This is a genomic window from Alkalihalobacterium sp. TH-98, from assembly GCF_057473385.1.
This window is the reverse complement of record NZ_JBYCKM010000023.1, coordinates 57324-84311: the sequence shown is the minus strand read 5'-3', so window position 1 is coordinate 84311 and position 26988 is coordinate 57324. Positions and strand designations below refer to the sequence as shown.

The following is a 26988-nucleotide window of genomic DNA, read 5'->3' as shown; positions in this document are numbered from 1 at the left end:
TCAAAGATAACAAAAAAATAGGCTAGACAAACTGAAATTTATTGTTCTTCACCAAGAAGTTCTTGTCTTAGCTTAAGTTCAGAGTGATTCCACATGTCTTCATTATGTGATTTAAGGAACTCCCCTAAAATTTTCTTTGATTTTTCATCCATATGGTCGACAATAATGTGGCCTTTTAATGACTTATCCATGCGATTGACGTGTTCTGGTAGACTCTTATAGCCACGTCTCGTTTCCATATCAATGACCATTTCGCATGCCGTTACGCCTGCGTAGAACGGGCTCGCTCCTTTATTGTTCACAGAAACCCACACTAACCAATACAGCTTACCGTTTGGTGAGTCTTCACGATTTGGTGTAAATTTAATTCGTTTTTCTACAGCCGAGCGTGCGTGTAAAGCTCCCATATCAACGAAAGCTTCGTCATTTTCTGGGTTAACGATAATCGGCGAAACATTATTTAAGTCAATAACGCCTGTCCCGTATCCACCGTGTCCGTCTGTTGAATCCGTGCTCAAAATATTAAAGCCCGTTTTTGTTTTTTTCTGCTTATCTTTATCAAAGAGATCCATTCATCGATCATCCCTTCATCCATATTCTATAATCAGCATACACGTTTCATGATGCGTTCATTCTATCTTTTAGTTTATCACATGATGTAAGTTAGGTCATTTCTCAAGTTAACTAACGTCCACACGTGAGTAAATTTTCTTTGTATATGATATGCTAATGAGGAAATTCTAATTTCATCTACATAAAAAAGGAGAATTCCTATGCCGTACGTAACTGTAAAAATGCTTGAAGGTCGTAATGAAGAACAAAAAAGAGAACTTATAGAACGAGTGACAGAAGCCGTATCTGAGACGGTTAACGCTCCAAAAGAAAACATCGTTGTTTTTATTGAAGAAATGCCTAAGAATCACTATGCAGTGGCTGGCAAGCGTTTAAGTGACGCTGAGTAATTATAACTAGCCAAAGGTTGTTCCAATATACTAGCAGCGCTTTAAAGCTGAATAATGTAAAAGAGACACATGAGACCATTTAATTTGTGTTTGCGTCTTTTTAGTAAGTAAAGGTTTTCATTCTATCTCAGACCGAAAAAAAGAAGCTGTAGTAAAAACAAAAAAACGCATGGATGCTCATACACTCCATGCGCCTTCAGCAGATATAAGGCTCGCTTCCTAAAGTTCTCTTTAAAAAGTAAGCTCCTGCATTAATGCTCAACTGATTTTAATTGTTCAATATATGTGAAAGCTCGTTCCATTTCTTCTTCTGTGTAATTCTGTTTCTTTTTTACCGTCATGACCTTTTCGACAATTTCCTCTTTTTCCATCTCATCAAAATAAAGGACCGTCGATACTAATTCAAGAAACCGTGAACTTTGACCATTCATGCTAGAAACGCAAGGTTGAATGTTCGGTAAATCAAGGTTATACATATCAAGGAACTTCTCGCCTTCCTCTGTTAAAATGTACCGGTATTGCTGGTAACCGCTTTTTGTTTCAAGAATTTCTTGTAAGAAACCAAGATTACAAAGTTCCTCGATCCGAAGCGTTAGCTCTTCAGAGTACGGGCCAAACATATGAAATTTAAACCGTTCTGAAAATGGAATGTCTAACTTTTTAGAAATATAAACGATCTTCTGCAGTTTTTTCCGCCCAACAATTTCACCTGCTTGTTGGAACATCGATAGCAGCTTTACATGTTCCTTTAGCAAAACGCTCCTCCCCTTCATTTAAAAAGTATAGCTTTAATTTTTTGTTTTATCGTTGCATTCTCTGTTTCATCTTCTAGAAAATCGAATGGAAAGTATAATTTATGATCGGTTCGTTTTTTTCCAGATATCGCCTCAACGACGTCTGATTCTCGTGACAACTCACGAATTTTTCCGTTCGGCATTTGCAAGTGGATCGGCAGCCGCTCTTCTTCCTCACCAGGACGATAAAAATCGTACGGCAGGTCAGAAGATGAGTCTACTACAAGGTAATATTCAGGGTCAATACCAGCCTCATGGAAAAGTTGGTAAAGAATTGGCCACTCTTTCATCTGCAAATTCGGATTAAATTCGACGTATTTAAACAATCTTCTATTTAAAAATCTACCACAAAGATCACGTAAAATGCGATCATCTTCATCCTGCCAAATTTGGAAATAATACAGGATTATCGCCTCATCAAGCCGCAAATAGTCTTCAATACTCTTTTTTTCATTAAAAAAAGAATAAAAATGTACAGGCTCTTGTTTAAACTCATATCCTGTCTCATATAAATGTTTTGTACGCATTAAAATTTTACTTAAAATGACTTCGGCACTTCTTGTGACGGGATGGAAATACACTTGCCAGTACATTTGATAGCGACTCATAATATAGTCCTCCACCGCATGCATGCCACTCTCTTTAATCACGACTTGGTCTTCCATCGGGCGCATAACCCTTAAGATTCTCTCCATATCAAAATGACCGTAGCTTACCCCTGTAAAGTAAGCATCTCGCTGCAAGTAATCCATTCGATCCGCATCAATCTGGCTTGAAATTAAGCTAACGACTAGCTTATTGCTGTACGTTTTTTCAATCACATCAGCTACCTTCTGCGGAAAATCGTCTCCCATTTTACGTAAAACTTGATTAATCTCGGTTTCTCCTAAAATAATTTCTCGCGTCCACTCTTCATGGTCCGTATTGAACACTTTTTCAAAGGAATGCGAAAAAGGTCCATGACCAACATCGTGTAAAAGGGCTGCACTTAAACATAATAAGCGTTCATTATTATCCCAATGCGGACGACCTTGAAACACTTCAATAATTCTCCGCATAATTTCATAAACTCCGAGCGAATGATTAAAGCGAGAATGTTCAGCACCATGGAACGTAAAAAAGGTTGTCCCTAATTGACGTATTCGTCGTAGACGTTGGAATTCCCTTGTACCGATTAATTCCCAAATGAGTGTATCACGGACATGAATATATCGATGGACAGGGTCTTTAAATACTTTTTCTTCACTTAATTGACCGTTTATATTTTGCATCAAGCACACTCCATCTCCATTTTATCTAACTTTATTATACAAAAGTTGCCACAGGATGTCTCAAGTCCCCTAACAGATTAACGAAATTATAATCTTTCAGAATTTTATGGTAAAATAATGGAAGTTTGTCTAGGGGGAGGGATTTTAGAGATGAATATAGATTACATTCGTCAAGAAGAAGCGAGGTACCACAACGAATTTTACAAAGAAAATAAGTTGTTTGAAAAAGGGTCTTGGCTTTTTAAGCCTGTTCCAAACGTGCTTCATTATTTAAATGCTGTTAGTCAGGATATGCGAGTTCTAGATCTTGGCTGCGGAGTAGGGCGTCATAGTATCCCTCTTGCTGAAAAACTAAGGCAAACAAACGGGATTGTCGATTGCGTGGATTACTTGGAAACGGCAGTTGAAAAATTAAGCGAGTACGGTGCTCAATTTAATGTTCGAGCAAATCTTCGTCCGGTTTTATCGCTGATCGAGCAGTTTCCAATTGAGGAGCAAGCCTATGATTACATAGTAGCTATATCCAGTTTAGAACATGTAAGGTCCGTTGATCATTTTATAGATGTTTTACAAAAAATGATCCGAGGTACGCGTGCGGGCGGGGTCCATTACCTTGTGATCAATTCAGAGGTTGAAGAAATCGATGTGGCAACTGATAACGAGCTAGATCCGCTGTTTGAAGTTAATCTACCGACAGAAAAAATGATGAGTTTACTCCAAGAGGTTTACCGCGATTGGGCCCATCTTGAGGTCGTGGTTAAACCGTTAGAGTACAAAATCAATCGAAAAGAGAAAGCCGTATTATTAAAAACAAACGCCATTACTTTAGTCGTACAAAAGCCAGTCGATTAAAAGTTAACAAAAAGAAGTTACCTGCGACCAAATGGATGGTCCAGATAACTTATTTAAGTTTTTTATCAATTTTCTCAATGAGTTGATCTTCATTTGCAGCCGATATCGGACGGTTGTTAACCATCGTAAAAGACTTTTTTCGGCCTGGTCCGCAGTAGGATTGGCACCCGATATGAATTTCTGCATCAGGATCCAGTTTTTTTAACCGAGGCAATAAAGTTTTTATATTCGTGGCTTGGCAAATGTCACATATGCGAAATTCGTTTGCCATTGGAGTTAATTCCTTTCGTTTCTTTATGGTAATATGAGATAGTGTCTTTTATTCACAAAGGATAGTATACCATATCTACTATCGTTCGCAATCTTTAGTAATTTTAGACCTGCTTATATTTTTTATCTTTGAGGAGTATAGAAAATGAACACAATAACCCATCATCTCTCCAATCAAACTTGGCGTTTTATAGATCAGTCGACACTAGGCGTTTATTTTGACGCTCTTCAATCGTTTGCTTATGATGATGCATTATGTATCTCTGTTGGAAACGACTGCTCAGACTCTTTATTAAGGACGTGGGTCCATCACGATACGATTGTCCTCGGTATTCAAGATAGCCGACTGCCTTTTGTTCAGGAAGGGATCGATTTCTTAAATGAACAAGGCTATAACGTCATTGTTCGCAATTCAGGCGGACTTGCTGTCGTACTTGATGAAGGGATCTTAAATGTATCCCTTATTTTAAAGGAAGAGAAAAAGTTTTCGATTAACGAAGGCTATGAGCTTATGTTTGCATTAATTCAGGAAATGTTACATCCTTATGGCGTTACGGTTGAAGCCCGTGAAATCGTCGGATCTTATTGTCCAGGCTCATATGATTTAAGCGTTGACGGCAAGAAATTTGCCGGCATTTCTCAACGTCGCATACGCGGGGGTGTGGCGGTTCAAATATACCTCTGTGTGTCAGGAAGTGGCAGCGAACGCGCGAAGCTCATTCAAACGTTTTATGATCATGCGGTCCAAGGACAGCCGACAACGTTTGAATACCCTCGCATCATCCCTGAAACGATGGCGTCTTTAACGGAACTAACAGGTGAGGATCTAACAGTACAGTCGGTTATTCACCGTCTCCTCCTTACCTTTAAAGAGCAAGGGGCACACCTTTCCTCTTCTTCCTTTACAGAAGAAGAAAGACAAGCATATGAAGATCAATACATCCGTATTATCAAACGCAACGAACGCATAAGTGCCAGGCACCCTTAATGCTTTACAGCATTAAAGGTGCCTGGCACCGTTTATTATTTTATGCAAGTACTTTTCTTGTGATGGACTGCATCGCTGTGATTAGTGAAAGTTTATACACATCGGCTACGTTACATCCACGGGATAGGTCGTTTACTGGTTTATTTAATCCTTGTAAGATTGGACCAATTGCATCGTATCCACCAAGACGTTGTGCGATCTTGTAACCTAAGTTCCCTGACTCTAAGCTTGGGAAGATAAATACGTTTGCCTCACCTTTTAATGGTGAATCTGGTGCTTTCTTTTGAGCAACTGCCGGCACAAATGCAGCATCGAATTGGAATTCACCATCGATGACTAAGTCTGGGCGTTGTTGTTGTGCTAACTTCGTCGCTTCAGACACTTTACGTGTTTCAATCGATGATGCCGAACCTTTAGTCGAGAAGCTAAGCATCGCTACTTTCGGATCAAGTCCGAATACTTTAGCTGTTTCAGCTGTAGCAATAGCAATTTCCGCTAACTCTTCTGCATTAGGAGCAATGTTAATCGCACAATCACCGAAGACAAACTTTTTATCGCCCTTTACCATAACGAATACACCGGATGTTTTTTGAATTCCAGGCTGTGTTTTTATAATTTGTAGGGCTGGACGCACAGTATCTCCTGTTGAATGTGCAGCTCCACTAACTAAACCGTCTGCTTTGTCCACATGTACAAGCATCGTACCGAAATAATTTTCTTGCATTAATTTTTCACGTGCACTTTCTTCTGTTTCTTTCCCTTTTCTTCGTTCAACAAAAGAAGCAATTAATTCATCTAAATGTTTATATGTTGCAGGCTCAATAATTTCAACGTCTTTAAAAGTAACGCCGAGTTCTTTCGCTTTTGCGTAAATATCACTTTCTTTTCCTATGATGATCGGCTTCACGACTTCATCATTTGACAACTGACTAGCAGCTTCAATAATTCTCTCATCCATACCTTCTGGCAATACTACATTCGGATAATGACTTTTGACTTGCGCTTTAATTTCTGTAAAGAGATCACTCACTATAAATTCCTCCTACAATTGATCAGATGACCTTACCAATAAGCATACTCCTCTTTATTTAAAAAATAAACTACTTGGGTTAATGTAGTAAAAATAGAAATTTTCTCACGGTTTTGCTAATTTAAGAATTAGTTATATTAGAAAAATTTTTTTCGAGTTTGTACGGCTTCTACTACGATTAAAGTACTCTTTTTCATCGTTTCCTTATTTGATTACACTCATGCAGAAGCGCGTTCGTTAATATTTTACAGAAATAACAGCTTGACGTTTTTTCAGAATTTTCGTATTTACATTGATAAAGTGAATGACTATTCATTATAATGGAAGAAGTTTCAACTATTTAAGGGAGTGAATGGAATGGAGCAAAAAGCTGTAATCTATGATGTACAACAGAACGTAGCAACAATCTCATTAAATCGCCCAGCGGTGAAAAACGCAATTAACTCAGACATGCATCGTGAGTTATATAGTGCCTTTGTACAAGCCAATGAAGATCCAGACGTACGTGTTATTGTTTTGACAGGATCAGGAGATGCCTTTAGCTCTGGAGCTGACCTGAAAAGTGTGGCGACAGAAAAATTAGGAGATATTGATTACGGTGACTACCTAAAAGAAACATACAATAAGCTGTTACTCTATATGGATACGGTCCAAAAACCGACTGTAGCTTATATCAATGGAATTGCTGTTGGAGCTGGGTTGAGTCTCGCACTAGCTTGTGACTTCCGTATTGCGGAGTATGATGCAAAGATGGGAATCAGCTTTTTAAAAATTGGTCTCGTTCCTGATGCAGGAGCTTCCTATTACCTTCCACGTCTCGTTGGGGTAGGTAAAGCACTAGAAATGTCTCTTGGAGAGCCTATTTCAGCCGAGGAAGCATACCGTATTGGACTCGTCCATAAAATAGGACAACCAGATGAGTTTGTTCAGCAACTTCTTACCCTTCCAACAACAGCTTACGGGCTAATGAAGAACGTTATGGGTAGTAGTTATGAGCATACACTAGCTGAAGTACTTCAAATGGAAGAAGACGCTCAAACGGCTGCCGGAAAAACAAAAGAACACATCATGGCCGTACAACGTTTCCTAACCAAATAAATATAAATTACGGTGCCAGGCACCTTCAACACAGTAAAGCGTTGAAGGTGCCTGGCACCGTTTGGTTTGATTATGGAATAGATTTATCTGTTTATGGTATAGTATGGTTTGATACATATATTTTATAATTTAAAGGAGTGGAAAGTATGAGTGAAGCAGCAGTTACTCTAGATGGTTGGTATTCATTACACGAATTTCGCGCAATCAATTGGCCTGCATGGAAAACGCTTTCTAGTGAAGAGCGTCAACAAGTATTAAATGAATTTATCGGTATGCTAGAAGAGTGGAACCAAACCGAAGAAAATAATGAAGGTAGTCATGCGCTTTACACGATTGTTGGTCAAAAAGCTGACTTTATGCTTATGCTACTTCGTCCAACTATGCAAGAACTTAATGAAATTGAGACTGCCTTTAATAAAACGCGTTTTGCAGAATTTACAATTCCGATGTATTCCTACGTTTCAGTCGTTGAATTAAGTAACTATATGGCTGGTAAGGACGGCGGAGACCCAATGGAAAATCCAGAAGTCCGTGCACGTCTTTTCCCTAAGTTACCTAAAGCACAGCATGTTTGTTTCTATCCAATGGACAAGCGTCGCCAAGGTAATGATAACTGGTACATGCTACCAATGGAAGACCGTCGTAACATGATGCGCAGCCATGGTATGATCGGACGTCAATATGCAGGAAAAGTAAAACAAATTATTACTGGTTCTGTTGGATTTGACGATTGGGAATGGGGCGTAACGCTGTTCGCTGACGATGTTCTTCAATTCAAAAAGCTCGTGTATGAAATGCGTTTTGATGAAGTATCAGCACGATACGGTGAATTTGGCTCTTTCTACGTTGGTAACCTTTTAAATATCGACGGTGTTGAGCGTTATTTTCACGTGTAAGCTTTAATTTAAATTAAACTTAGCTAACAAGCCTTTAAACCTTAAAACTAAAAGGCTTAATGCCTAAAAAAGATCCAGTTTCTCGACTAAAGAGACTGGATTTTTTTAATGAGGTTTTTATGAAAAAGTCATAGTCCCATTTTTCATTACATATATTTGAACTAACTGTGCTTGGGTATGCCGTAACACGATTAAGCTGTAAAAAACCATAGTCAATTGACAATCCTCCAACTCACCACGTACGGCACCTAATGAATTAGGAGGTGAACAGATGGCCGTTATTAAAGCCAACAGCAGTGATATTGACTTGATGGCTCGCTTAATGCGCGCTGAAGCAGAAGGTGAAGGAGAACTTGGAATGTTAATGGCAGGCAATGTAATGGTCAATCGAGTTCGATCTGCGTGTCTAGATTTTGTTGATATCAACTCGATTCAAAGAATGGTTTGGCAATCACCAGGTGGATTTGAGGCCACCCAAAAAGGCTACTTCTACCAAGGTGCGCGTGACAAAGAAAGAAGATTGGCCCGCAAGCTTATACAAGGTGAAAGACATCATCCAGCAGAATTCGCCTTATGGTTTTTCCGACCTGAGGGATCTTGCCCTGCTCAATGGTGGGGACAGTGGAACTCGGGCCGCTATAAGCTCCATTGCTTCTATACACCTTTAGCATCAGAGTGTCCGCAAGTTTATAGTACATTTTAAAAAAATAATACATTCAGAAAAGATAAAGGAGTGATACAATGTATCAGCAACAATGGGATAATCAACCTACAATGGATGGCCACACACATATGCAACACCAACAACCAACAATGGATCCAATGATGCAACAACCTATGATGGATCAGCATAAGATGCAGCAGCCTATGATGGACCATCATATGATGCAACAACCCATGATGCAGCAACACATGATGCAACAGCCTATGATGCAGCAACCCATGATGCAGCAACCCATGATGCAACAACCCATGATGCAGCAACCCATGATGCAGCAACCTATGATGCAACAGCCTATGATGCAACAGCCTATGATGCCACCGCTATTTTATGCACCACAGCCACAATTACAGCAGCAATTCCCGCAAATCCCAGGGATGCTACCAATGGAGATGTCCTATATTGAAAACATTCTCCGTCTCAACCGTGGGAAACGGGTAAGAGTGTATATGACGTTTGAGAATAACCCAGAATGGCCATCACGGGTATTCACAGGAATCGTCCGTGAAGCAGGACGCGACCACATTGTTATTAGTGACCCACAAACAGGTATGTGGTACTTATTATTAATGGTTAACCTTGATTATGTTGAGTTTGATGAGGAAATCGAATACGATTATCCGTTTGGTCAGGTACCCTTAGCTGCATACCCGCCACGCGAAGAAGAAGATTAATAAATAACAAATTAATACAATAGGCTGGCTCATAAAACAAAGTCAGGCCCTCCCTACACACTATAGTTGCAATCATTTGTTATCGATCTGCATTGTCTGTGTGCACATGAGGGCCTGACACTAAGAGTCAGCCTATTTTTTTTATGCTCTAAACATACTTACAGCAAGAAGTACCCAACCAGCGATAAAGGCTACTCCGCCTAATGGCGTAATCATTCCTAGCTTTGAAATTCCCGTAACTGCTAGAACATACAAACTTCCAGAGAATAAGATAATTCCTAATACTATAAGCCATCCCGCCCAGTGAACTAAACTAGACTCGACACCTTTCCAGCTGATTAATCCAATTAAAATTAGACCTAGTGCGTGATACATATGGTACTGTACACCCGTTTGATAAATTTTAAGATAGTGTTCTGTCAGACGACCTTCCAATCCGTGGGCTCCAAATGCACCTAAAGCAACACCTAATGCCGCACCGATACTGCCAAGTACAATAAATATGTTAATCATCTAAAAATCTCCTTTACTTTTCATTCTAATAATCATAGAATATCATATCTCATCAGGTAATTAACAAAATGGAACTTTAAGCTTCTATCATCCAGCCTTTTAAAAATCCAACAAACTACCTTCATCTTTGTTTGAATTCAAACTGCTTGTTGAAGGTGTCGTCACATTAGCACTTGGTAAAATACGTGGTTGTTCCGATACGGTCGTTTTTTTTGTAGCCGTACTTTCTTTATCCAACACTAGCTCACAATAAGCTTTAATCAGCTTAGCCGCTTCTTGCACTCCCCGTTCATTACCTTCAGCCGCTTCTGACTTCATTTCGTTCAGTTGCTGTTCGACTTTGGCGATAATATTCTGGACTGGTATATTCATATCTTCCCTCCTGTTCACTAATCACTTTATTTAAAGAAATAGTTACGGTTGTGCCTTTTCCTTGAATACTTGAAATGTCCATTTTCCCGTAATGATGCTCAATAATACGATCACAAATCATTAAGCCTAACCCTGTCCCTTTTGGTTTTGTCGTAAAAAATGGCTCACCGATTCGTTCAAGAACATCGTGGGGGATTCCATTTCCTGTATCTTTCACTTGAATATGAATCATATTATCCTTCTCAAAGACGTGGATATGAATTTGTCCTCCGTCATCCATCGCTTCAATACTATTTTTCAGTAAGTTAATGAGCACTTGCTTGATTTGATCAGGATCACATTCGACTGTCGTATCGTCAATTGAAAACTCGGACGTAATCGAAATACTTTTCATGATTGCTGAAGTGTCTAACAGCGTCACTACTTCTCGGATTAAATAACAGATTTTTACGTTTTCAAACTTTTGAACCCCCGGTTTGGCTAATAACAGAAACTCACTGATAATTTTATTGATTCTTGCAAGCTCACTTAACATAACGGGTACATGGTTATTTGTATTTTGTTCTCGTTGCTGCATTAACTGAAGGAACCCAGAAATAACCGTAATCGGGTTACGGATTTCGTGAGCAACACCCGCTGCTAACTGACCAACCACAGAAAGTTTTTCCGACCTTCTCATGAATTCTTCGGTTTGTTTCTGTTCCGTAATATCTCTAATAATCGATGCTAAGGCAACAATTCGCCCATCTTCCGTTCGAATCGCTGATACCGATATAGCAACGTCTAATTGTTTTTCATCCTTCGTCCCATTCTTTAATTCGATTTCTCGGACCGTTTCACCCCTTGAAACCGACTCCCATTGCTCTTGTAAATACTTAAGTTGGACTTCGTTTAATTGCGGCATCGCTTGGCCGACCACTTCTTCAGTTTTCCAACCAAATGTTTCTGTAAACCCATGATTCACTTGATAGATCCTGCCTTTTTCGTCATGGATGACGATCGGATCCTTTAACTGGTTAAATAAAGTATTTATATAACCTTTGGCCTCGATTAACGCTTTAGATGTTTTCGCCGTTTTCAGTTGCGCCTTTTCCAGTAAATCTTCCGTAAAACGACTAGAAAACACTAAAAATATTGTGACGAGTATTCCAAATAGCGTAACATAGATCACATCCACTTGGTCGGACCCTGGGAATAACTCGTTTTGGTACTGAAAGAAAAAATAGATGGTCGCCACTGTTGTCAGAAAACTAGCAAACAAAATCGGCCGTACCATATGAAACATGGAACTAATGATTAACCCTAACCATATGTATATAAAATTAATGAGTAACGGTTCATAGATAATCAATAAGGAGAAAAAACTGAACACAAAAAAGATTGATAAATACATCGTTAATATCGCAAACTGTTTCTGTTTTGATAAAAAATAAACAAGAACACTAATAAAAAAACCTGTAGGGGCAATGAACACAAGTATGGCCGGATCAATAAAAGTATTAATCACTATGCTGGATGCATAAAAAATCATTAAGAGTTTTGCCATTAATTGATTTCGTTTGAAAATAAGGTCTAAACGCCTTTGCTTATCGATACCCATATACTTCTCCATTTTCCGACATGTTTTCCTCTATTATACCATTACTTCAAAACTGATGTTAACGCCCAAAAGAAAAAGAAAAAAGAGGTGCCAGGCACCTTTAGCGAACTAAAGGTGCCTGGCACCATATTTGTTACTTTGTCAGCTCTAAGAATTGGTCTACATCTTTAACGACGAGGTCAATGGCTTTCTGCCAAAATTCTGCTTTAGTTAAATCAACATTTAAGTGTTTTTGTGCTAATTCTTCGACATTCATACTACCTGTGTCACGTAACAACTCAACATAGCCATCTTCAAATGATGCACCCTCTTCAAGAGCATGTGCGTATACACCAAGGCTGAATAAGAAGCCGAATGTGTACGGGAAGTTATAGAACGGTACGCCTGTAATATGAAAATGTTGCTTAGCCGCCCAGAAATGTGGATGGTATTCTGATAAAGAATCACAATACGCTTCTTTCTGTGCTTCGACCATTAAATCGTTTAACTCCTGTGCCGAAAGCAGTCCTTCTTTTCTCTTCTCATAAAATCTCGTTTCAAATAAGAAGCGCGCATGGATGTTCATAAAGAAAGCAATGGCTCGACCGAGTTTACTTTCAATAAGAACTAGCTTTTCTTCATCCGTTTCTGCCTGCTGCACAGCTGCATCACTTACAATAAGCTCAGCAAAAGTTGAAGCCGTTTCTGCAACATTCATCGCGTAAGACTGCGCAAAGTTCGGCATGTCACGCATTACATATGCATGGTAGGCATGACCTAGTTCATGTGCTAAAGTCGACACGTTCGATGCACTACCACTGTACGTCATAAAGACGCGCGTCTCACCGCTTGCCGGTAACGTTGTACAAAAAGCGCCTGGGCGTTTTCCAGCACGATTTTCTGCTTCAACCCAATCTTTTTCGAACGCCATTTTTGTGAACTCAGCCATCTTTGGACTGAACTTACCAAATTGATCGATAATTGACTCTGCAGCTTCTTCATATGGGATTGATGAGCTTGCACTTCCGATTGGAGCATGTACATCATACCAAGCTAATTTTTCTAAACCTAGATACTTCGCTTTTTGCTCTAGGTACGGCATAAAGCGTGATTTATTTTTAGTAATCGTATCCCACATCGCATGTAATGTTGCTTCTGACATCCGGTTAATTTCCAGCGGTTCTTTTAAAACATTTGTCCAGCCTCTTTTTTCGTAAAGGCCAAGTCTAAAACCAGCAAGGTGGTTAATCGTCGTAGCAAATAAATCTTCGTTTTCTGTCCATGTCTTTTCCCACTTTTCAAAAGCATCAACACGAACGTTACGGTCATTATTTGCTAATTTATTTTCAGCTTGCCCGACTGAAAGTTCTTCTGTTTTTCCATTTTCTTCAAACGTAATTTTCATACTATTTACGAGGGCATTGTACATATCTGCCCACGCATGGTACCCACTTGTCGATAACTTTTGAGCCAATTTTTCCTCGGCTGGCGATAACTTATCTTTGGCACGCTCAGCTCTTTCATTTAAATAAAATGCAACATCAGGAAAATGGTCATTGATCATTGCCTGTAATTCTGTTTCTTCCAATTCTAGAATTTTTTCATCAATACTCGTTAAAACCCCTTGATAAAGTGATGAAAGCTCTTTAGCTGTTCCACTTAATTGGATCGCTTTTTTGTCTGCCATATTTTGCGCTGTTAAACAACCGACAAATGCACCGACTTCTCGTACTTTTGCAGCTGCGTTTTGTGCGCTCTCAATAATTTCAATTAATTTTTGTTGTTCTTTATGTAGTTCCGTTAATTGTTGAAGAGATTGTTCAAGTGCGATCAACTCTTCTTTAGTCTCTTGAATAAACCCTCTTAATTCAGTTGATTCGCTGCCACCTGGAAAAATGCTGTCTAAATCCCATAGTTGATTATACTTTGTTTGCATGCCTCTTACTCCTCTCAAACTTTGTTTCGCTACCCTAAATATTTTACAACACTTCCCGGGGAAATAAAACGAAAATCCCCTATCCACACTTAGTAAAACTCATTTTTGAGTAAACCACTTCATATTGAAATGATCCATGGTATTTATTATGACTCAGTTGGCTAATTTTATTGAGTCTTCAAAACTGAAATGAGAAAAGTCCAAGCACGCGATACAGCAATCATATGGTAAAGTTTGATACTTGATATACAGGAAGACGCGCATGCAGTGTATGGATCTTTGAATGATTTATTTCCTGACAGCAAAGAGCCATAATCATAGGGAAAAGGATTTTTTGCGGACTCAGAAGCCCCTACTTTACTAAAAACCATCGTCTTTTCAAGTTTAGAGGACTGAGAGGACGCTAAATGCCTCAATTCATCAAAAGTAACCTCGAAAACTAGGAAATAAAGGCTTCTCAGTCCGCTCAGCTCTAAAAAGTACAATTTTAATCGAAATAGCGGCCCTGGAGTCCGCTAAATTTCCAATAGCGATAATTCTATCAATGTCACCTCTCTTGCTAACTTGTTAACTAAATCGCAGCTACAGAATGGACGCACCAGCTCTCCTCGTATTCGCTTAACACCGCTTCTAAAAAACAAAATAAAGACTCGGGTTCCCCAGCCTCTCCATGGTCTGGAATTCCCAAGTCTTTTCACAGTCTAGAAGTCCTAAAATTTTTTACGAAATTCCACCTGCCCTATACCTTTCAATCAGGTCAAACCATTCTTCCTCGGTGAAACGTAGCATCGAGCGGTCTTTTAAGGTAGGAACGACATTTTCTCGATCCTGGCGTCTAGTCATAAAAATTGCTTTAATTCCAGCAATATTTACGCCTTGGTCAATGAGAGTCTTAATTTCTGTAAATCTCTCAATGTCGTTTAGTGAAAAAATCCGGTGATTCCCTTCATTACGAGCCGGTTTGATGAGTCCTTGCTCTTCGTAGTAACGAATTTGTCTTGCTGTTAACTGGGTCATTTCTTTAACAACACTAATTGGGAAAATCGCCACATGACGAGGGAAATTTTTATTCATCCCCTCCCTCCTTTAAGCTCTGTAATGGGTGTAATCTTCTTCATTTCGCTAACTCGGTATACACATCTTGCAAGGTGTGAAAGCCTAACCCTTTTACCTTTTGTACATTCTTAATCCATAATTGAGCGGTCATTTTCGCATCTTCCAACGCGTGGTGCCGTGTTAAAACCGGAATATCAAAATAATCACAACACTCATCCAATGTTTTTAAACTTTGATGCGGCAGGGCTACTTTGATCAGAAATGATGTGTCAATCACACGATGGATAAAATTTGTCCGTAACACATGCCAAGAGACATGCTGCATGAACGCTTTTTCATGCTGCGAATGATGGGCCACTAATGTACGCCCTTCAACATAATGAAAAAATTGCTCGAGAACTTGCTCAATCGTCGGCGCTGTAAAAAGATCTTCTTGTTGAATTCCGGTGAACGCTAAAATTGGCTGAGGCAATGGCTCTTCATGACGGACTAACGAATAAAATCCTTCCTCTTCCACAAGCGAATCTCCTTTTACTTTTACCGCCCCAATGGAGAGAATTTTGTCCCCTCGATCTGGATAAAAGCCTGTTGTTTCGATGTCAAACACAACGACTTCAAGTTCTTCAAATTGTTTATTTAGCACACTTTCTTTCTTTAATTCTTTTTGGAGTTGTCTCATGTAGGCCATTTGTGAAGCACTCGATTGGTGCTGTACAGAGGTATATACATTCGGACTTAACTTTCCTGATAGTTGTTTCATATATTGAATCATGTGGTTGATCACTTCATGCCACACCCTTTATCGATGTGCTTTTTCGTTAGTTTATAGAGGCGCGCACCCGAGCGGATATACTCTTTTAACTCCTGCTTCTCAATAGAAGTTAACTTGTCGACTTTTAATAGATGAATCGTTTCATAGCTTTGTTCATTTCCTTGGAAACGAAGCCTGAACTGTAAAAGTCGTTCAAATGTCTCTCTCAGTTTTTTTACTTCTGTCAATTGATCAGGAAGTTGCTCAAACCTCACTAATGTTTCAGGCGCTTTAATCTGCTCTTGTAACGCTAAAAGCCGTAACGAATTTACATACGGAAAAAGAACAGTATTCTTTAAATGAATAACATTTTTATGTGAACCATACGATTCAACCAACAACTGACCAAACACACCAATTGCTTTTTTACGTCGCTCTACATTGTCATACAACCGTTGAATTAAGGTTGGTTTTTCATTTAATTGTAAAAAAATAACGTCTTTTAACTCATCTAACAGTAACGGGTTTCCAATAAACACTCGTGAATCAAAAAAGGTGAGTAAGTGACGCAATGTTTCAAAACTCTCTTCTTCGATCCAGCCTTGGATTTGTGCCTTCCAAGATAAGAGTGATTTGCACCATCTCTCACTCGAGGCCATGACCAATCCATCACATCTAACGTAACCAACACACTCTAATGCTAATGAGATTTCTTTTCCGAGCTTTAAAAAGTAGTCTCTTTCACGATCATCTGTAGAAATATATACGAGCCCATGATCCTGATCACTCCAAAGTGCTTGTTCAAAACGTGCAGCACTTCCCATCATAAAGAAAGCAAAGTGAGCAGGGGGAGGACCCCACTCACTTGTTACGTTTTCGATGGCTGCTTTTACTGTTTTTGTGATCAAATCGTCGTGGAATTCATTTAGTTTCGTATGATCATATTTTACATGCTCGATAGACGACATTCTCCACCTTTTTAACTGCTCATACGAATTCACCAAAGGTTGTTTCATGTGGTATACACCACCCTATTCTTAAGCACCTGTTTTTTCTGATTTCATACTTTCAGGGTATCCATAGCTTCCATGCTCACTGATGTCTAGACCCATGATTTCTTCTTCTTCCGTTACACGAAGTCCTCCCATTACTTTATTCATCACATATAGGATGATGAATGAAATGACAAATGCGTAAATTCCTCCAGCGACAACACCTAACGTTTGAACGCCTAATTGTGTAAAGCCACCACCGTAAAATAATCCAGCTTGACCCCAACCTACTTCAGTAGATAATGCGGGAACTGCGAAGAAACCAGTTGAGATGGTTCCCCAAATACCTGCCATACCGTGAACTGATAAGGCAAAAATCGGATCATCAATTTTCGCACGATCAAAAATTTTCATACTTACGACTACGATCAGACCACCAATAATCCCAATAACAACTGCTGCCCAAGGTGCGACGAAACCACATGATGCTGTTATAGCAACTAAACCTGCTAAAGCACCGTTTAACGTCGTCGGAACATCTGCTTTTCCGCTCATCATCCAGATTAAGAACATCGCGGCAATCGCCCCAGCTGCTGCTGCTAATTGCGTGTTAAGGATGACATATCCAAAGAATGCATCAGCCACTTCAAATGTACTAGCACCATTAAATCCAAACCAACCTACCCATAAAAGAAGAACCCCTAAAGCAGTGTAAACTTGGTTATGACCCGCTAAATCATTAGATGAACCGTCTTTATTATATTTTCCAATACGCGGTTTTAAGATAATCGTTGCAGCAAGAGCTGCCATCGCACCTGTTAAGTGAACAACTGTTGAACCTGCAAAGTCTTGTTTTCCAAGGCCACCTAACCAACCATCACCCCATACCCAGTGTGCGACTACTGGATAAACTAGAGCAGAGAATAAAACTGCGAAAATGACGTAAGCTGATAGTTTTGCACGTTCAGCGAAACCACCGAATGCAATGGTTAAAGCGATAAGTGCGAACATCATTTGGAACATGAAGTCTACAGATCCTGCTAATCCACCATCTGGACCTGAAGCATCCCCGAAGAAGAAATCAGATATTCCGAGAAATCCACCTGCTGACTCGCCATAGATGAAGCCCCAACCGACTGCCCAGAAAACAATCGAACCAAGACTAATTGTGAAAATTGTCTTTCCTGCAATGTGACCCGCATTTTTCATTCGAGTCGAACCTGCTTCTAGTAAAATAAATCCACCTTGCATAAGTAAAACTAAAAAAGTACCAATAATGACCCACAAATTATCCATTAAAACTTGTTCCATCTGTCAACCTCTCCCTTCGTTTCTGCGTTAGCTTAGCTAACATCTTTTGTTAACTTAATTATACATTCCCAATTTTCAGAAACTATATTTTTGGAAGATGATCTGACACAGTTTCTCGAACAACGTTTTTATGGGGAATTAAAGTGGGCTCCTCTTCTAGTTGTTTCAGGGGGTTCCAGCTATTAAGAGGGTCGGTTGGCCGTTTCCTTATCTTTGTTCTGTTTTATTGTGAGTTTCTATAATAAAATACGGATCTTCAGCTGTTTTAATGATATCTCGATAGTCATATGGTGTTCACGCAGCTTCTATCAACGTTCAAAATGATCATATTTTCAATCTGGCCGTGTTTATTTTTAACTTTGATCGGTTTATTTTTAACTTTCGATGATTTATTTTCAAGTTTAGTCGATATCTTTTCAACTTCATCCCATTTATTTTCAACTTCTCCTGTTTTAAAGATTTCTCGACAAAAGAAGTCAATTTTCAACAACTACCAACTTCAATTCATATCTCCTAATCCAATAATAAAAACACGGTTGAGCCCAGATAAAAGAAGCAACCGTGTTCAAAATTAATTTTTATAACCACTTCATTTATTAGATGATTTGCCACTCGATCGGTGTTTCGTCCATCCTCATTAAATACTCATTTACTTTCGAAAATGGCTTACTTCCAAAAAAGCCGCGGCTTGCTGAAAGCGGACTTGGGTGGGCAGATTTAATGATGACATGCTGTTCTCCTGTCACTAACACTTCTTTTGCTTGGGCGTGGCGTCCCCACAAGATGAACACGACTGGTTTTTCACGTTCATTCAAGCTTTGAATTACACGATCCGTAAATAACTCCCAGCCTATTCCTTTATGCGAATTCGGTTCACTTTCTCTTACGGTCAATACAGTATTCAATAGGAGAACCCCTTGCTTGGCCCACTTGATTAAACAACCATTTTGACTAGGCTCACATCCAAGGTCATGATGAAGCTCCTTATAAATATTTTTCAGCGATGGCGGCAGTTTTTCTCCAGTGTTTACTGAAAAGCTTAATCCGTGCGCTTGATTGGGGCCATGATACGGGTCTTGTCCGAGAATAACGACGTTCACTTCTGAAAAAGGGGTATAGCGAAAGGCATTAAAAACGTCGCACTGACTCGGATAGACTGTTGCATTCCTATATTCGTCTTGTAAAAATTGCTGCAGCTTCAAAAAATAGTCTTTTGTAAATTCATTTTCTAGTACCCTGTTCCAATCATTGCTTACATTCCACAAAACCGTTTCTCTCCTATCCCAGACTGTAGGTTTAATCCCGCTTAAAGTCATTAAGTTCCTTAAGCTGTTAAACTTCTGTTCTAATTCACTGTTTAGTATACTTAAATCCCGCATACTGCGAATTTATTTCTAAACCACAACTTAGCTTAATGTTATTTTTCCCACTCAAGAATCGCTGAAAGTTCATCATATATCGCTGGCGTTCCTACTAACACTTGATAGCCCTTTTCTTTTTTTACACTAAAGGTTTGCCCTTTTGCTTCTTCGACGATTAATAGACCTGCGCAAATGTCCCATTCTTTCAGCTTGATCTCCCAATAAGCGTCAAAGCGCCCTGCTGCTACTTGGCATAAATCAATCGCTGCACTTCCTGTTCTGCGAATACCACCGATTTTCGTAATAATGGCATTGAAGTTATTCACGTTGTTATCCGGGTCCGTTGCACGGTCATACGGAAAGCCTGTCGCTACCACAGCTTGATTTAATCGCTCCGTAACAGAAACAGTAATGCTTCTTCCATTTAACATCGCACCGCTTCCTTTAACAGCCTCATACATTTCATCCAGCTTTGGCACGTAAATGACTCCAATGACTGTTTCTCCTTTATATTTAACACCGACAGAAATACAAAAGAAAGGAAAGCGATGAGCAAAGTTTACCGTTCCATCAATTGGATCGATCACCCATTCGTAATCTGCTTGCCCCTCATGCCATCCGCTTTCCTCTGACATAATGGAATGATCCGGGTAATCCGTATGAATTTTATCCATAAGAAATTGCTCGCTCCATTCATCGACTTCAGTTACCAAGTCAATGTCAGATGACTTTGATTTCATCTGAAACGGCTGTTCCATACGAATTAACTGTTCTTTTCCTACTTCCCTTACCCACGTCTTTATATTTTCTTTGATTGCTAGCCATTGTTCCATTATTGATCCACTCCTAAGAAATACTTACTCGTTTACTATTGTAGGCAACTCTTGTTGTAAAGGCAAAGTTATGATCAACTCGCAGCCGCTGCCTTTTTCTGTTTTTACCGTCAATTTGCCATTCAGCATCTGAATTCGATTTTTCATGGCATTCAAACCAAACCCATATTCTATCTTTTCCTCGCCGACACCGTTATCGATTAATTTAAATTCTAGAAGCTTATTCTTCACTTGCAATGTAAAATGAAAGTGCGTACTCTTCCCGTGGCGGATTCCGTTGGTTATTCCTTCTTGTAGCGCATGATAAATCACTTTCTTTTGTGCGTGATTCAACTTTGGCAACTCTTCTATTGAACTTGTAATCAACACACCTGTTGCTTTCACTGTATCATCGACTAACCCTTTTAATGCCTCTTCTATTTCAATCGATTCTTGCACTTCACCAAGCACTTTTACAGACTCTCGGATTCGATCTAACCCTTTACGCAACAATTCCTGTGAAAGTTCCATTTTTTCATAGACTTGGTCTGGCTTTGCCTTGGACAGACGCTTTCCTGCCTCAAGTTGAACAATGACAGTAGTTAACGAATGACCGATAATATCATGAAGTTCATGCGCAATTCGGTTTCTCTCTTCAAGTACCGACATTTCAATTAGTGCTTCTACCGTCTCTTTTTGAGATTTTTCTAGCCCAACCGTTCGTTCCTCTACTTTCTTTTCAAGGTTTTCATTCAATTCTTGCAGCTCTTGTGACATTTCCTCCACTTTTGAAAACGCGCGTGAAAATTGGGTAGATAACTGAAAGGATTGTCCAAACAAAAAGATAAACAGTCCAAATGGTGATAATTCTCTCGTTGTAATCAACTGATTGTAAAATAAGAAATCATTAATAACCGTTATGACATAAATAACCCCTACTCCAAGGTTAAGTCTAATCATATCCCGTTGATTTTTTAATGCCTTAATACCTGCCACCACCACTAACAAGATAGCGACAATGGTGATGATTTGATAGGCAGTTAATGTAAGGGTAAAAACTCGCGCTGGTGTAAAAAGGATTACGAAAACGAACAAGCTGGCAATCCCCCATAGCGTACGCGTCATATTCTTATGAACTTCATTGGGATACAACTGTCTAGCAAATGAAACAAAAAGCGGCACTGCGATATAAAAACAAATATATTCGACTTTCTTTAACCACTCCCATGGGAAGTCTGGTAACACTTGATTGAAAAAAACTTCACCTACCATCATCGCCCGTATGCCAATGACGAGACAAAATAAGCCAAAAAATAGCGTTGATTTCTCTTTTCGTCTTAACATAAACAACCCTAAATGATAGAGACCCATAACAAGCAGGCTGCCAATGAGGAACATTTCAAATGCTAGCTGTTTTTCTCGCAGGCTTGTAATCACTTTGTCTTCCCCTATTCGAATGATGCGCCATAATCCACCTTTCGAATGATGAAAGTTAGCAACATGAAAAACGAGATCAATTTCTTGAGAATTTGGCTTAAAGTAAATAACTTGAGGTTGATAGGCCGGTGTCGTAGCTTCCCGAGTGGTACCAGGTACCCCTGCTCCGCCAAGCTCTTCACCATCGATCCACACTTTATAGGATGTAAAAGCATTCGGTAAATAAAGTCCCAACATCGTATTTAGGTCATCTTCAGATAATACGACTTTCAACTGATAGGTTGCATAACCTTCTCCTGGCACCTGCTCCCCTCGCCACACCTGACCATTCCATTTGGCCGGCATGTCAATCAGCATCCCCGAATCAGTCGGTATATGTTTTGGGTCTAACCACTCGTTCCAATAAAAGTACCATTCTCCCGTTAACGATGTAGGGCCCAGTTCTTTAATGGAAGTAGCTGATAAGTCTAGTTTCCCGTCAACTGCAGAATAAACTTTTTCACTTTTTTCATAGAAAAATAAGAAAAAAGCTGCAACAATGACGGTTAGTATAGGAATGATATAAAGGGGAATTTTATTTTTCATCAAACTACCTCTAGTTTTTCATTTTAAATACGCATATCACCTTCACTTATTATAAAATTTTCATAACAGTATGAATAGTTTATTGGCTAAAATAGTAAAATAAGAGCTTCAAACTTGCTTACTACGTGCGAACCCTTTTACTATTTAGTATGATAAGGTTAAGTGAAATAATGGACAGTTACATTTCCCCCATTACTTACGAACAAATAATACAAACTTTACAAACGAATTGTGTAAAGGAGGAATAGCAAAGTGGAAGCGATTAATAAAGCGTTCGTTCAACAAATGATAGATAAAATGGCCAATCAAGATGTATACCTTCATCTCGAAACAACAAACGGGGCCTATACCGCTTACCGGAATGGAACCCCTTTTACATCAGGCGTTTTTATTCGAAACGGTAAAGTGTCTTACGAACACGGAAAAATCACAGGTAACGGTCCCCACCGAGTAGGACTTAAAATAGACCTAGGCTGGGTCTATGCAGAAGGGCTTACGCATTGCGAAATGAACGGAGACCAATTACTATTAGCCGGCTTAGATGATAAAGGACGTTTAGCCGTATCACTTCAATTAAGTCCTCAACCATTTAAATAAAGGAGGCTCTTATGGAAAATCATTTACTAGTGATCTTGCCGCACCCTGATGATGAGTCATTCGGTGTCGCAGGAACGATGTTGAACTATAAAGAAAACGGGTGGAAAGTTACATACGCATGTATGACATTAGGAGAAATGGGGCGAAACATGGGGAACCCACCAATTGCCAACCGTGAAACTTTACCCCAACTTCGTAAGCAGGAGCTTGAAGCCGCTGCAAAGATTTTAAAAATTGATGATTTAATCTTTCTTGGGTTGCGAGATAAGACGATTGAGTTTGAAGATGAAAATAAATTAGCCGAGCGAATGAGGACATTAATAGAAGATTGCAAGCCGACGCTCGTCATTACATTTTATCCAGGATATGCCGTGCACCCTGACCACGACGCATGTGGTGCTGTCGTGATAAAGGCTGTCGCTTCAATACCAAAGGAGAAGCGCCCACCGGTACATGCACTAGCCTTTTCAAGAGACTGCATCGATGATTTAGGTGAACCACAAGTTATAAACGAAATTAGTCGTTTTCATCAAGAAAAGCTAGATGCCTTAAAAGCACATAAAACACAAACTCAAGAAGTGGTTAGACAAACAGAGATTGCGCTTCAAGAAGGTAATGATGAAGCGATGGACCGACTCAAATATGAACGGTTTTGGCTTTATTCTTTTGATGACTAAATGAATGGTTAACAAAAAGCATCGACATATTTTCGCTACTTTTTGCCAAAACTGACAAAAAAACGTTTCACGTGAAACACCGCATAGCGTCACTGCTATGCGGTGTTTCTAATTCTATCCTTAGAATTTTGTTTGGTAATTGTCAATTTCCCAGCCATGAACTGCTGTTCTGAAGCTGTCATATTCTGCACGTTTTAAATCTACAAACTCTCCAAATACGTGATCCCCTAATGTTTCGCGTCCAATCTTCCCCTCTTCTAGCGAGTCTACTGCCGCTTCTAAGCTCGTTGGCAAGTTGCGAATGCCTCTTTCTTTTAACTCGGCTGGTGACATACTGAAAATGTCATCCACTACTTCAGCAGGTGCCTCTAGCTTACGATTTACACCATCTAGACCCGCTGACGCAATAATCGCAAAGGCTAAGTAAGGGTTAGCTGATGGATCTGGGCAGCGAATTTCTACACGAGTTCCTGCACCGCGTGTTGCTGGAATACGGATTAACGCTGAGCGGTTCGATGCTGACCAGGCAACATAGCATGGTGCTTCATAACCAGGTACCAACCTCTTATAAGAGTTAACTAGCGGGTTAATCACCGCTACGAAGTTATCAATGTTATCAATTAACCCACCGATAAATTGATACGCTTTCTCAGAAAGCTCTCGGCTGTCACTTGGATCGTAAAACGCATTTTCTTGCTTTTCAAGATCAAACAATGAAATGTTCGTATGCATTCCGCTTCCATTCGCCCCTGCAATCGGCTTTGGCATAAACGAAGCGTGAAGTCCAAATTGTCTCGCCACTGTTTTTACTACCCATTTATACGTTGTTGCATTGTCTGCTGCACCAAGTGCATCGGCATACTTAAAGTTAATTTCATGCTGACCTTCAGCCACTTCATGGTGGGACGCTTCAATCGTAAAGCCCATCTCTTTTAACGTACGATAGATTGCTAGACGAACTTTCTCACCATAGTCATGCGGAGACGGTTCAAAGTATCCACCAACGTCTTGTGTATTTAATGTAGGACGGCCTTTTTCATCCGTTTCAAATAAGAAGAACTCTAATTCTGGACCAACACTAATCCCATAACCTTGTTCATTTGCTTTTTCTACCGTTCTTTTTAGTACATGGCGCGGATCTCCTTCAAAGTCAGTACCGTCCGGATTTTTTACCCCGCAAAGAAAGCGAGCTTCTGAGTACCCTTCTTCTACAGACCAAGGAAGGACACAAAATGTATTTAAGTCAGGCAGTAAATATAAGTCCGATTTATTAATTGGAGAAAAACCAGTAATCGACGATCCATCAAACATAATTTTCCCTTCAGCCGCTGCATCGATTTGTTCTGCTGTAATCGTTACATGTTTTAATGTACCTTCAATGTCAACGAATTGCATATGCAGAAGCTCCACATGCTTTTCCTTAATAATCTCTTTAATCGCCTCTAAAGTTAACTCTTTTGTAGAAGAAACTGTACTCATAATTAACACTTCCCTTTCATGTAATCTTTATTAACATCTCTTGTTAACTCTTATTTTAAATTATCTAAAAATTACTTCAATGATTTTGTCAGGTAATCTGACACAGTGATTTTTATTTATTTAAAATGGCCTGAGTACAAAAACATTAGGACATCCTTCCACTCCCTTTTTTCCTATATATCACGTTTGTTAGGTCGCCCTTACTAAGCATTAGCTCAACAAAAAAACTGCACCCCAATTGTTTGTTGCGTCTAACAATTGGAGTGCAGTTCAAATTTGAGCGTTTTTGTCCTATCTTAATGTTTGATCAATAAAACTTAGAACATAGGTGTAAACAATTCCACAAAAATAAAAAGGGAACGATTTATTATTCGTCCCCTTTCCATATGTTATTTCATTAGTCTTTTTTCTTTTTACGTGACGCAGCAACTCTTACTTTGTTGCTGTTTTTAGAATTGCCTCCTCGTGATCCACCTTTACGGTCACGATCGCCACCACGATTACGATCACGGTCTTTATTTCCACGGCCATAACTACCGCCGCCGCCACCGCCTTTACCTTTGCCTCGGCCACCGCCAGATTTAAAGCCTTTGATGCGTAACGGTGCTTCTTCTGTTAACTTAATTGGAACATCATTTGGCTCCTTCGTTAACATTTTTAAAGCAGCTGAAAGTAACGTAACCGAATCCGTCTCGTCAAGCAGCTGTTCAGCAGACATGCGGTACGATTGGAAGTCATTTTCTTCTACCATCTTCATTAGGCTTTCAACCGTCATACGGAGTTGACCTTCCATTGCCTCAGCTAAAGTCGGTACTGGCTTGCGCGTAATTTTACGATTCGACGTTTTTTCAATTGTTTTTAAATGTGGAAGTTCTCTTGGTGTAACTAAAGTTAACGCTAGCCCTTTATTTCCTGCACGACCTGTACGTCCAATACGGTGAACATAGCTTTCAGGGTCTTGCGGAATATCAAAGTTATAAACATGCGTCACACCTGAAATATCCAAACCACGAGCAGCAACATCTGTCGCAACAAGAACTTCAACTGTACCTTCTTTAAATTTCTTAATCACTCGGTCACGTTGGTTCTGGTTGATGTCACCATGCAACCCTTCTGCTCCGTAACCTCGTTTATTTAACGCTTCAGACACTTCATCAACACGACGCTTCGTACGACCAAATACGATTGCTAGTGTTGGTGAGTGAATATCTAACATACGACATAGTACATCGAATTTTTTTGATTCAGGTACTTCCATATATTCTTGTTCCACGTTGGCTGTTGTGATTTCAACTGATTTCACAACAATTGCTTCAGCGTCTGGTTTCATAAATTTTTCTGCAAGACGACGAATTTGCTTTGGCATTGTTGCAGAGAACAATAGCGTTTGACGCTCATCAGGAACTTCCGCTAAAATTGTTTCAATGTCCTCAATGAACCCCATGTTCAGCATTTCATCTGCTTCGTCTAGAACAACCATTTGAATGTTATCCATACGAACGGTTTTACGACGCATATGGTCCATAAAACGACCAGGTGTTGCTACAATGATTTGAGGTTTACGCTTTAATGCTTTAATTTGACGGACAATATCTTGTCCACCGTAAATCGGTAAAGCTTTGACGCCGCGAAGGTTCCCGATTTTATTTAGTTCTTCAGCAACTTGAACCGCTAACTCACGAGTAGGTGCTAATACAAGACCTTGAATTGTCCCTGCATCTACATCCATCTTCTCAATTAACGGAATTCCAAAAGCGGCTGTTTTCCCTGTTCCTGTTTGTGCTTGTCCGATAACGTCTTTCCCAGAAAGTGCTGTAGGAATCGTTTGTTCTTGAATTGGCGTTGCCTCTTCAAATCCCATGTCTGTAATTGCTTTAACAATTTGTTGGTGTATTCCAAAGTCATAAAAAGTTGTCAATGGATCTTAATCTCCTTTGTATCTAAATTAATTTATATTAATAGCGTTTGCTTTTT

Annotated in this window: 27 protein-coding genes; 9 read left to right on the top strand and 18 right to left on the bottom strand. The window is 39.5% G+C overall.

The features are described from left to right. Window positions 1–38 precede the first annotated feature (38 nt). The gene (locus AC2VNP_RS09240; protein ID WP_486917052.1) at window positions 39–572 is read right to left on the bottom strand and encodes a YwhD family protein; all 534 of its coding nucleotides are present in this window, start codon (window positions 570–572) and stop codon (window positions 39–41) included. A 201-nt stretch (window positions 573–773) separates the two neighbouring features. Here AC2VNP_RS09240 and AC2VNP_RS09235 point away from each other — a divergent pair, with 201 nt between their 5' ends. Next, entirely contained in the window at window positions 774–962 is a 189-nt protein-coding gene (locus AC2VNP_RS09235) for a 2-hydroxymuconate tautomerase (RefSeq protein ID WP_486917051.1), read from the top strand. A gap of 251 nt (window positions 963–1213) precedes the next feature. Here the strand turns inward: AC2VNP_RS09235 and AC2VNP_RS09230 are convergent, their stop codons facing one another. Beyond that, window positions 1214–1717 (bottom strand): YwgA family protein, encoded by a 504-nt coding sequence (locus AC2VNP_RS09230; RefSeq protein WP_486917050.1) that lies wholly within the window; start codon window positions 1715–1717, stop codon window positions 1214–1216. Window positions 1718–1731: 14 nt separating this feature from the next. Further along, window positions 1732–3027, bottom strand: a complete 1296-nt coding sequence (locus tag AC2VNP_RS09225; RefSeq protein WP_486917049.1) for an HD domain-containing protein — start codon at window positions 3025–3027, stop codon at window positions 1732–1734. A 150-nt stretch (window positions 3028–3177) separates the two neighbouring features. Here AC2VNP_RS09225 and AC2VNP_RS09220 point away from each other — a divergent pair, with 150 nt between their 5' ends. Next, on the top strand, window positions 3178–3879 hold the full coding sequence (locus tag AC2VNP_RS09220; RefSeq protein WP_486917048.1) for a class I SAM-dependent methyltransferase: 702 nt from the start codon (window positions 3178–3180) through the stop codon (window positions 3877–3879). A 49-nt stretch (window positions 3880–3928) separates the two neighbouring features. Here the strand turns inward: AC2VNP_RS09220 and AC2VNP_RS09215 are convergent, their stop codons facing one another. Next, window positions 3929–4150 carry a YuzB family protein gene (locus AC2VNP_RS09215; protein WP_486917047.1) on the bottom strand — a complete coding sequence of 74 codons (222 nt, stop codon included), beginning with the start codon at window positions 4148–4150 and terminating at the stop codon, window positions 3929–3931. Between the two features lie 144 nt (window positions 4151–4294). Here AC2VNP_RS09215 and lipL point away from each other — a divergent pair, with 144 nt between their 5' ends. Beyond that, entirely contained in the window at window positions 4295–5137 is an 843-nt protein-coding gene (gene lipL, locus AC2VNP_RS09210) for an octanoyl-[GcvH]:protein N-octanoyltransferase (RefSeq protein ID WP_486917046.1), read from the top strand. 40 nt (window positions 5138–5177) lie between these two features. On the opposite strand, the gene pta is transcribed toward lipL, so the two are convergent. Further along, window positions 5178–6167: a phosphate acetyltransferase gene (pta, locus tag AC2VNP_RS09205; protein ID WP_486917045.1), complete on the bottom strand. Its 990-nt coding sequence runs from the start codon at window positions 6165–6167 to the stop codon at window positions 5178–5180. Between the two features lie 357 nt (window positions 6168–6524). Here pta and AC2VNP_RS09200 point away from each other — a divergent pair, with 357 nt between their 5' ends. The 4 genes from AC2VNP_RS09200 to gerQ all read left to right on the top strand — a co-directional run bounded on the left by AC2VNP_RS09200 (window position 6525) and on the right by gerQ (window position 9556). Beyond that, window positions 6525–7265 (top strand): enoyl-CoA hydratase/isomerase family protein, encoded by a 741-nt coding sequence (locus AC2VNP_RS09200; RefSeq protein WP_486917044.1) that lies wholly within the window; start codon window positions 6525–6527, stop codon window positions 7263–7265. Window positions 7266–7411: 146 nt separating this feature from the next. Beyond that, window positions 7412–8161: a hydrogen peroxide-dependent heme synthase gene (gene hemQ, locus AC2VNP_RS09195; RefSeq protein ID WP_486917043.1), complete on the top strand. Its 750-nt coding sequence runs from the start codon at window positions 7412–7414 to the stop codon at window positions 8159–8161. A gap of 271 nt (window positions 8162–8432) precedes the next feature. Further along, complete coding sequence (locus AC2VNP_RS09190; RefSeq protein WP_486917042.1) at window positions 8433–8864, top strand: cell wall hydrolase; 432 nt, start codon at window positions 8433–8435, stop codon at window positions 8862–8864. Window positions 8865–8902: 38 nt separating this feature from the next. Then, window positions 8903–9556: a spore coat protein GerQ gene (gerQ, locus tag AC2VNP_RS09185; protein WP_486917041.1), complete on the top strand. Its 654-nt coding sequence runs from the start codon at window positions 8903–8905 to the stop codon at window positions 9554–9556. A gap of 141 nt (window positions 9557–9697) precedes the next feature. On the opposite strand, the gene AC2VNP_RS09180 is transcribed toward gerQ, so the two are convergent. The 11 genes from AC2VNP_RS09180 to AC2VNP_RS09130 all read right to left on the bottom strand — a co-directional run bounded on the left by AC2VNP_RS09180 (window position 9698) and on the right by AC2VNP_RS09130 (window position 22261). Continuing rightward, window positions 9698–10069 carry a DUF423 domain-containing protein gene (locus tag AC2VNP_RS09180; protein ID WP_486917040.1) on the bottom strand — a complete coding sequence of 124 codons (372 nt, stop codon included), beginning with the start codon at window positions 10067–10069 and terminating at the stop codon, window positions 9698–9700. Between the two features lie 99 nt (window positions 10070–10168). Next, window positions 10169–10441, bottom strand: coding sequence for a DUF5327 family protein (locus AC2VNP_RS09175; RefSeq protein ID WP_275119252.1), 273 nt, complete (start codon window positions 10439–10441; stop codon window positions 10169–10171). Beyond that, the gene (locus AC2VNP_RS09170) at window positions 10368–12041 is read right to left on the bottom strand and encodes an ATP-binding protein (protein ID WP_486917039.1); all 1674 of its coding nucleotides are present in this window, start codon (window positions 12039–12041) and stop codon (window positions 10368–10370) included. Before AC2VNP_RS09170 ends, AC2VNP_RS09175 begins: the two co-directional genes overlap by 74 nt. Before the next feature lie 133 nt (window positions 12042–12174). Beyond that, complete coding sequence (locus tag AC2VNP_RS09165; protein ID WP_486917038.1) at window positions 12175–13956, bottom strand: M3 family oligoendopeptidase; 1782 nt, start codon at window positions 13954–13956, stop codon at window positions 12175–12177. Between the two features lie 720 nt (window positions 13957–14676). Beyond that, window positions 14677–15030, bottom strand: coding sequence for a MerR family transcriptional regulator (locus AC2VNP_RS09160; protein ID WP_486917037.1), 354 nt, complete (start codon window positions 15028–15030; stop codon window positions 14677–14679). 40 nt (window positions 15031–15070) lie between these two features. Continuing rightward, a complete protein-coding gene (locus AC2VNP_RS09155; RefSeq protein WP_486917036.1) occupies window positions 15071–15796 on the bottom strand; it encodes an exonuclease domain-containing protein in 726 nt (241 codons plus the stop codon). Then, a complete protein-coding gene (locus AC2VNP_RS09150; RefSeq protein ID WP_486917035.1) occupies window positions 15793–16779 on the bottom strand; it encodes a DUF294 nucleotidyltransferase-like domain-containing protein in 987 nt (328 codons plus the stop codon). The genes AC2VNP_RS09155 and AC2VNP_RS09150 overlap by 4 nt, the downstream gene beginning before the upstream one ends. A gap of 21 nt (window positions 16780–16800) precedes the next feature. After that, on the bottom strand, window positions 16801–18066 hold the full coding sequence (locus AC2VNP_RS09145; protein WP_486917034.1) for an ammonium transporter: 1266 nt from the start codon (window positions 18064–18066) through the stop codon (window positions 16801–16803). Window positions 18067–18662: 596 nt separating this feature from the next. Continuing rightward, window positions 18663–19382 (bottom strand): uracil-DNA glycosylase, encoded by a 720-nt coding sequence (locus AC2VNP_RS09140; protein WP_486917079.1) that lies wholly within the window; start codon window positions 19380–19382, stop codon window positions 18663–18665. Window positions 19383–19483: 101 nt separating this feature from the next. Continuing rightward, a complete protein-coding gene (locus AC2VNP_RS09135) occupies window positions 19484–20260 on the bottom strand; it encodes an inositol monophosphatase family protein (protein WP_486917033.1) in 777 nt (258 codons plus the stop codon). Window positions 20261–20284: 24 nt separating this feature from the next. Beyond that, on the bottom strand, window positions 20285–22261 hold the full coding sequence (locus AC2VNP_RS09130) for a sensor histidine kinase (protein WP_486917032.1): 1977 nt from the start codon (window positions 22259–22261) through the stop codon (window positions 20285–20287). Window positions 22262–22513: 252 nt separating this feature from the next. Here AC2VNP_RS09130 and AC2VNP_RS09125 point away from each other — a divergent pair, with 252 nt between their 5' ends. Continuing rightward, complete coding sequence (locus AC2VNP_RS09125) at window positions 22514–22858, top strand: YojF family protein (RefSeq protein ID WP_486917031.1); 345 nt, start codon at window positions 22514–22516, stop codon at window positions 22856–22858. Window positions 22859–22869: 11 nt separating this feature from the next. Continuing rightward, entirely contained in the window at window positions 22870–23535 is a 666-nt protein-coding gene (gene bshB2, locus AC2VNP_RS09120) for a bacillithiol biosynthesis deacetylase BshB2 (protein ID WP_486917030.1), read from the top strand. Window positions 23536–23655: 120 nt separating this feature from the next. Here the strand turns inward: bshB2 and glnA are convergent, their stop codons facing one another. Together glnA and cshA are read right to left on the bottom strand one after the other, a co-directional pair. After that, complete coding sequence (glnA, locus tag AC2VNP_RS09115; protein WP_486917029.1) at window positions 23656–25014, bottom strand: type I glutamate--ammonia ligase; 1359 nt, start codon at window positions 25012–25014, stop codon at window positions 23656–23658. Between the two features lie 397 nt (window positions 25015–25411). Next, window positions 25412–26932, bottom strand: a complete 1521-nt coding sequence (gene cshA, locus AC2VNP_RS09110; RefSeq protein ID WP_486917028.1) for a degradosome RNA helicase CshA — start codon at window positions 26930–26932, stop codon at window positions 25412–25414. Window positions 26933–26988: the final 56 nt, after the last annotated feature.

What these genes read in the sequence shown, in the direction of transcription:
- hemQ (WP_486917043.1), top strand. Translation starts at nt 7,412, where the DNA reads ATGAGTGAAGCAGCAGTTACTCTAGATGGTTGGTATTCATTACACGAA.
- glnA (WP_486917029.1), bottom strand. Translation starts at nt 25,014, where the DNA reads ATGAGTACAGTTTCTTCTACAAAAGAGTTAACTTTAGAGGCGATTAAA.
- AC2VNP_RS09240 (WP_486917052.1), bottom strand. Translation starts at nt 572, where the DNA reads ATGGATCTCTTTGATAAAGATAAGCAGAAAAAAACAAAAACGGGCTTT.
- AC2VNP_RS09145 (WP_486917034.1), bottom strand. Translation starts at nt 18,066, where the DNA reads ATGGAACAAGTTTTAATGGATAATTTGTGGGTCATTATTGGTACTTTT.
- AC2VNP_RS09130 (WP_486917032.1), bottom strand. Translation starts at nt 22,261, where the DNA reads ATGAAAAATAAAATTCCCCTTTATATCATTCCTATACTAACCGTCATT.
- AC2VNP_RS09180 (WP_486917040.1), bottom strand. Translation starts at nt 10,069, where the DNA reads ATGATTAACATATTTATTGTACTTGGCAGTATCGGTGCGGCATTAGGT.
- AC2VNP_RS09220 (WP_486917048.1), top strand. Translation starts at nt 3,178, where the DNA reads ATGAATATAGATTACATTCGTCAAGAAGAAGCGAGGTACCACAACGAA.
- AC2VNP_RS09160 (WP_486917037.1), bottom strand. Translation starts at nt 15,030, where the DNA reads ATGAATAAAAATTTCCCTCGTCATGTGGCGATTTTCCCAATTAGTGTT.
- AC2VNP_RS09140 (WP_486917079.1), bottom strand. Translation starts at nt 19,382, where the DNA reads ATGACTTTAAGCGGGATTAAACCTACAGTCTGGGATAGGAGAGAAACG.
- AC2VNP_RS09200 (WP_486917044.1), top strand. Translation starts at nt 6,525, where the DNA reads ATGGAGCAAAAAGCTGTAATCTATGATGTACAACAGAACGTAGCAACA.
- AC2VNP_RS09215 (WP_486917047.1), bottom strand. Translation starts at nt 4,150, where the DNA reads ATGGCAAACGAATTTCGCATATGTGACATTTGCCAAGCCACGAATATA.
- AC2VNP_RS09170 (WP_486917039.1), bottom strand. Translation starts at nt 12,041, where the DNA reads ATGGGTATCGATAAGCAAAGGCGTTTAGACCTTATTTTCAAACGAAAT.
- AC2VNP_RS09235 (WP_486917051.1), top strand. Translation starts at nt 774, where the DNA reads ATGCCGTACGTAACTGTAAAAATGCTTGAAGGTCGTAATGAAGAACAA.
- AC2VNP_RS09225 (WP_486917049.1), bottom strand. Translation starts at nt 3,027, where the DNA reads ATGCAAAATATAAACGGTCAATTAAGTGAAGAAAAAGTATTTAAAGAC.
- AC2VNP_RS09135 (WP_486917033.1), bottom strand. Translation starts at nt 20,260, where the DNA reads ATGGAACAATGGCTAGCAATCAAAGAAAATATAAAGACGTGGGTAAGG.
- gerQ (WP_486917041.1), top strand. Translation starts at nt 8,903, where the DNA reads ATGTATCAGCAACAATGGGATAATCAACCTACAATGGATGGCCACACA.
- AC2VNP_RS09165 (WP_486917038.1), bottom strand. Translation starts at nt 13,956, where the DNA reads ATGCAAACAAAGTATAATCAACTATGGGATTTAGACAGCATTTTTCCA.
- AC2VNP_RS09175 (WP_275119252.1), bottom strand. Translation starts at nt 10,441, where the DNA reads ATGAATATACCAGTCCAGAATATTATCGCCAAAGTCGAACAGCAACTG.
- lipL (WP_486917046.1), top strand. Translation starts at nt 4,295, where the DNA reads ATGAACACAATAACCCATCATCTCTCCAATCAAACTTGGCGTTTTATA.
- AC2VNP_RS09150 (WP_486917035.1), bottom strand. Translation starts at nt 16,779, where the DNA reads ATGAAACAACCTTTGGTGAATTCGTATGAGCAGTTAAAAAGGTGGAGA.
- AC2VNP_RS09190 (WP_486917042.1), top strand. Translation starts at nt 8,433, where the DNA reads ATGGCCGTTATTAAAGCCAACAGCAGTGATATTGACTTGATGGCTCGC.
- bshB2 (WP_486917030.1), top strand. Translation starts at nt 22,870, where the DNA reads ATGGAAAATCATTTACTAGTGATCTTGCCGCACCCTGATGATGAGTCA.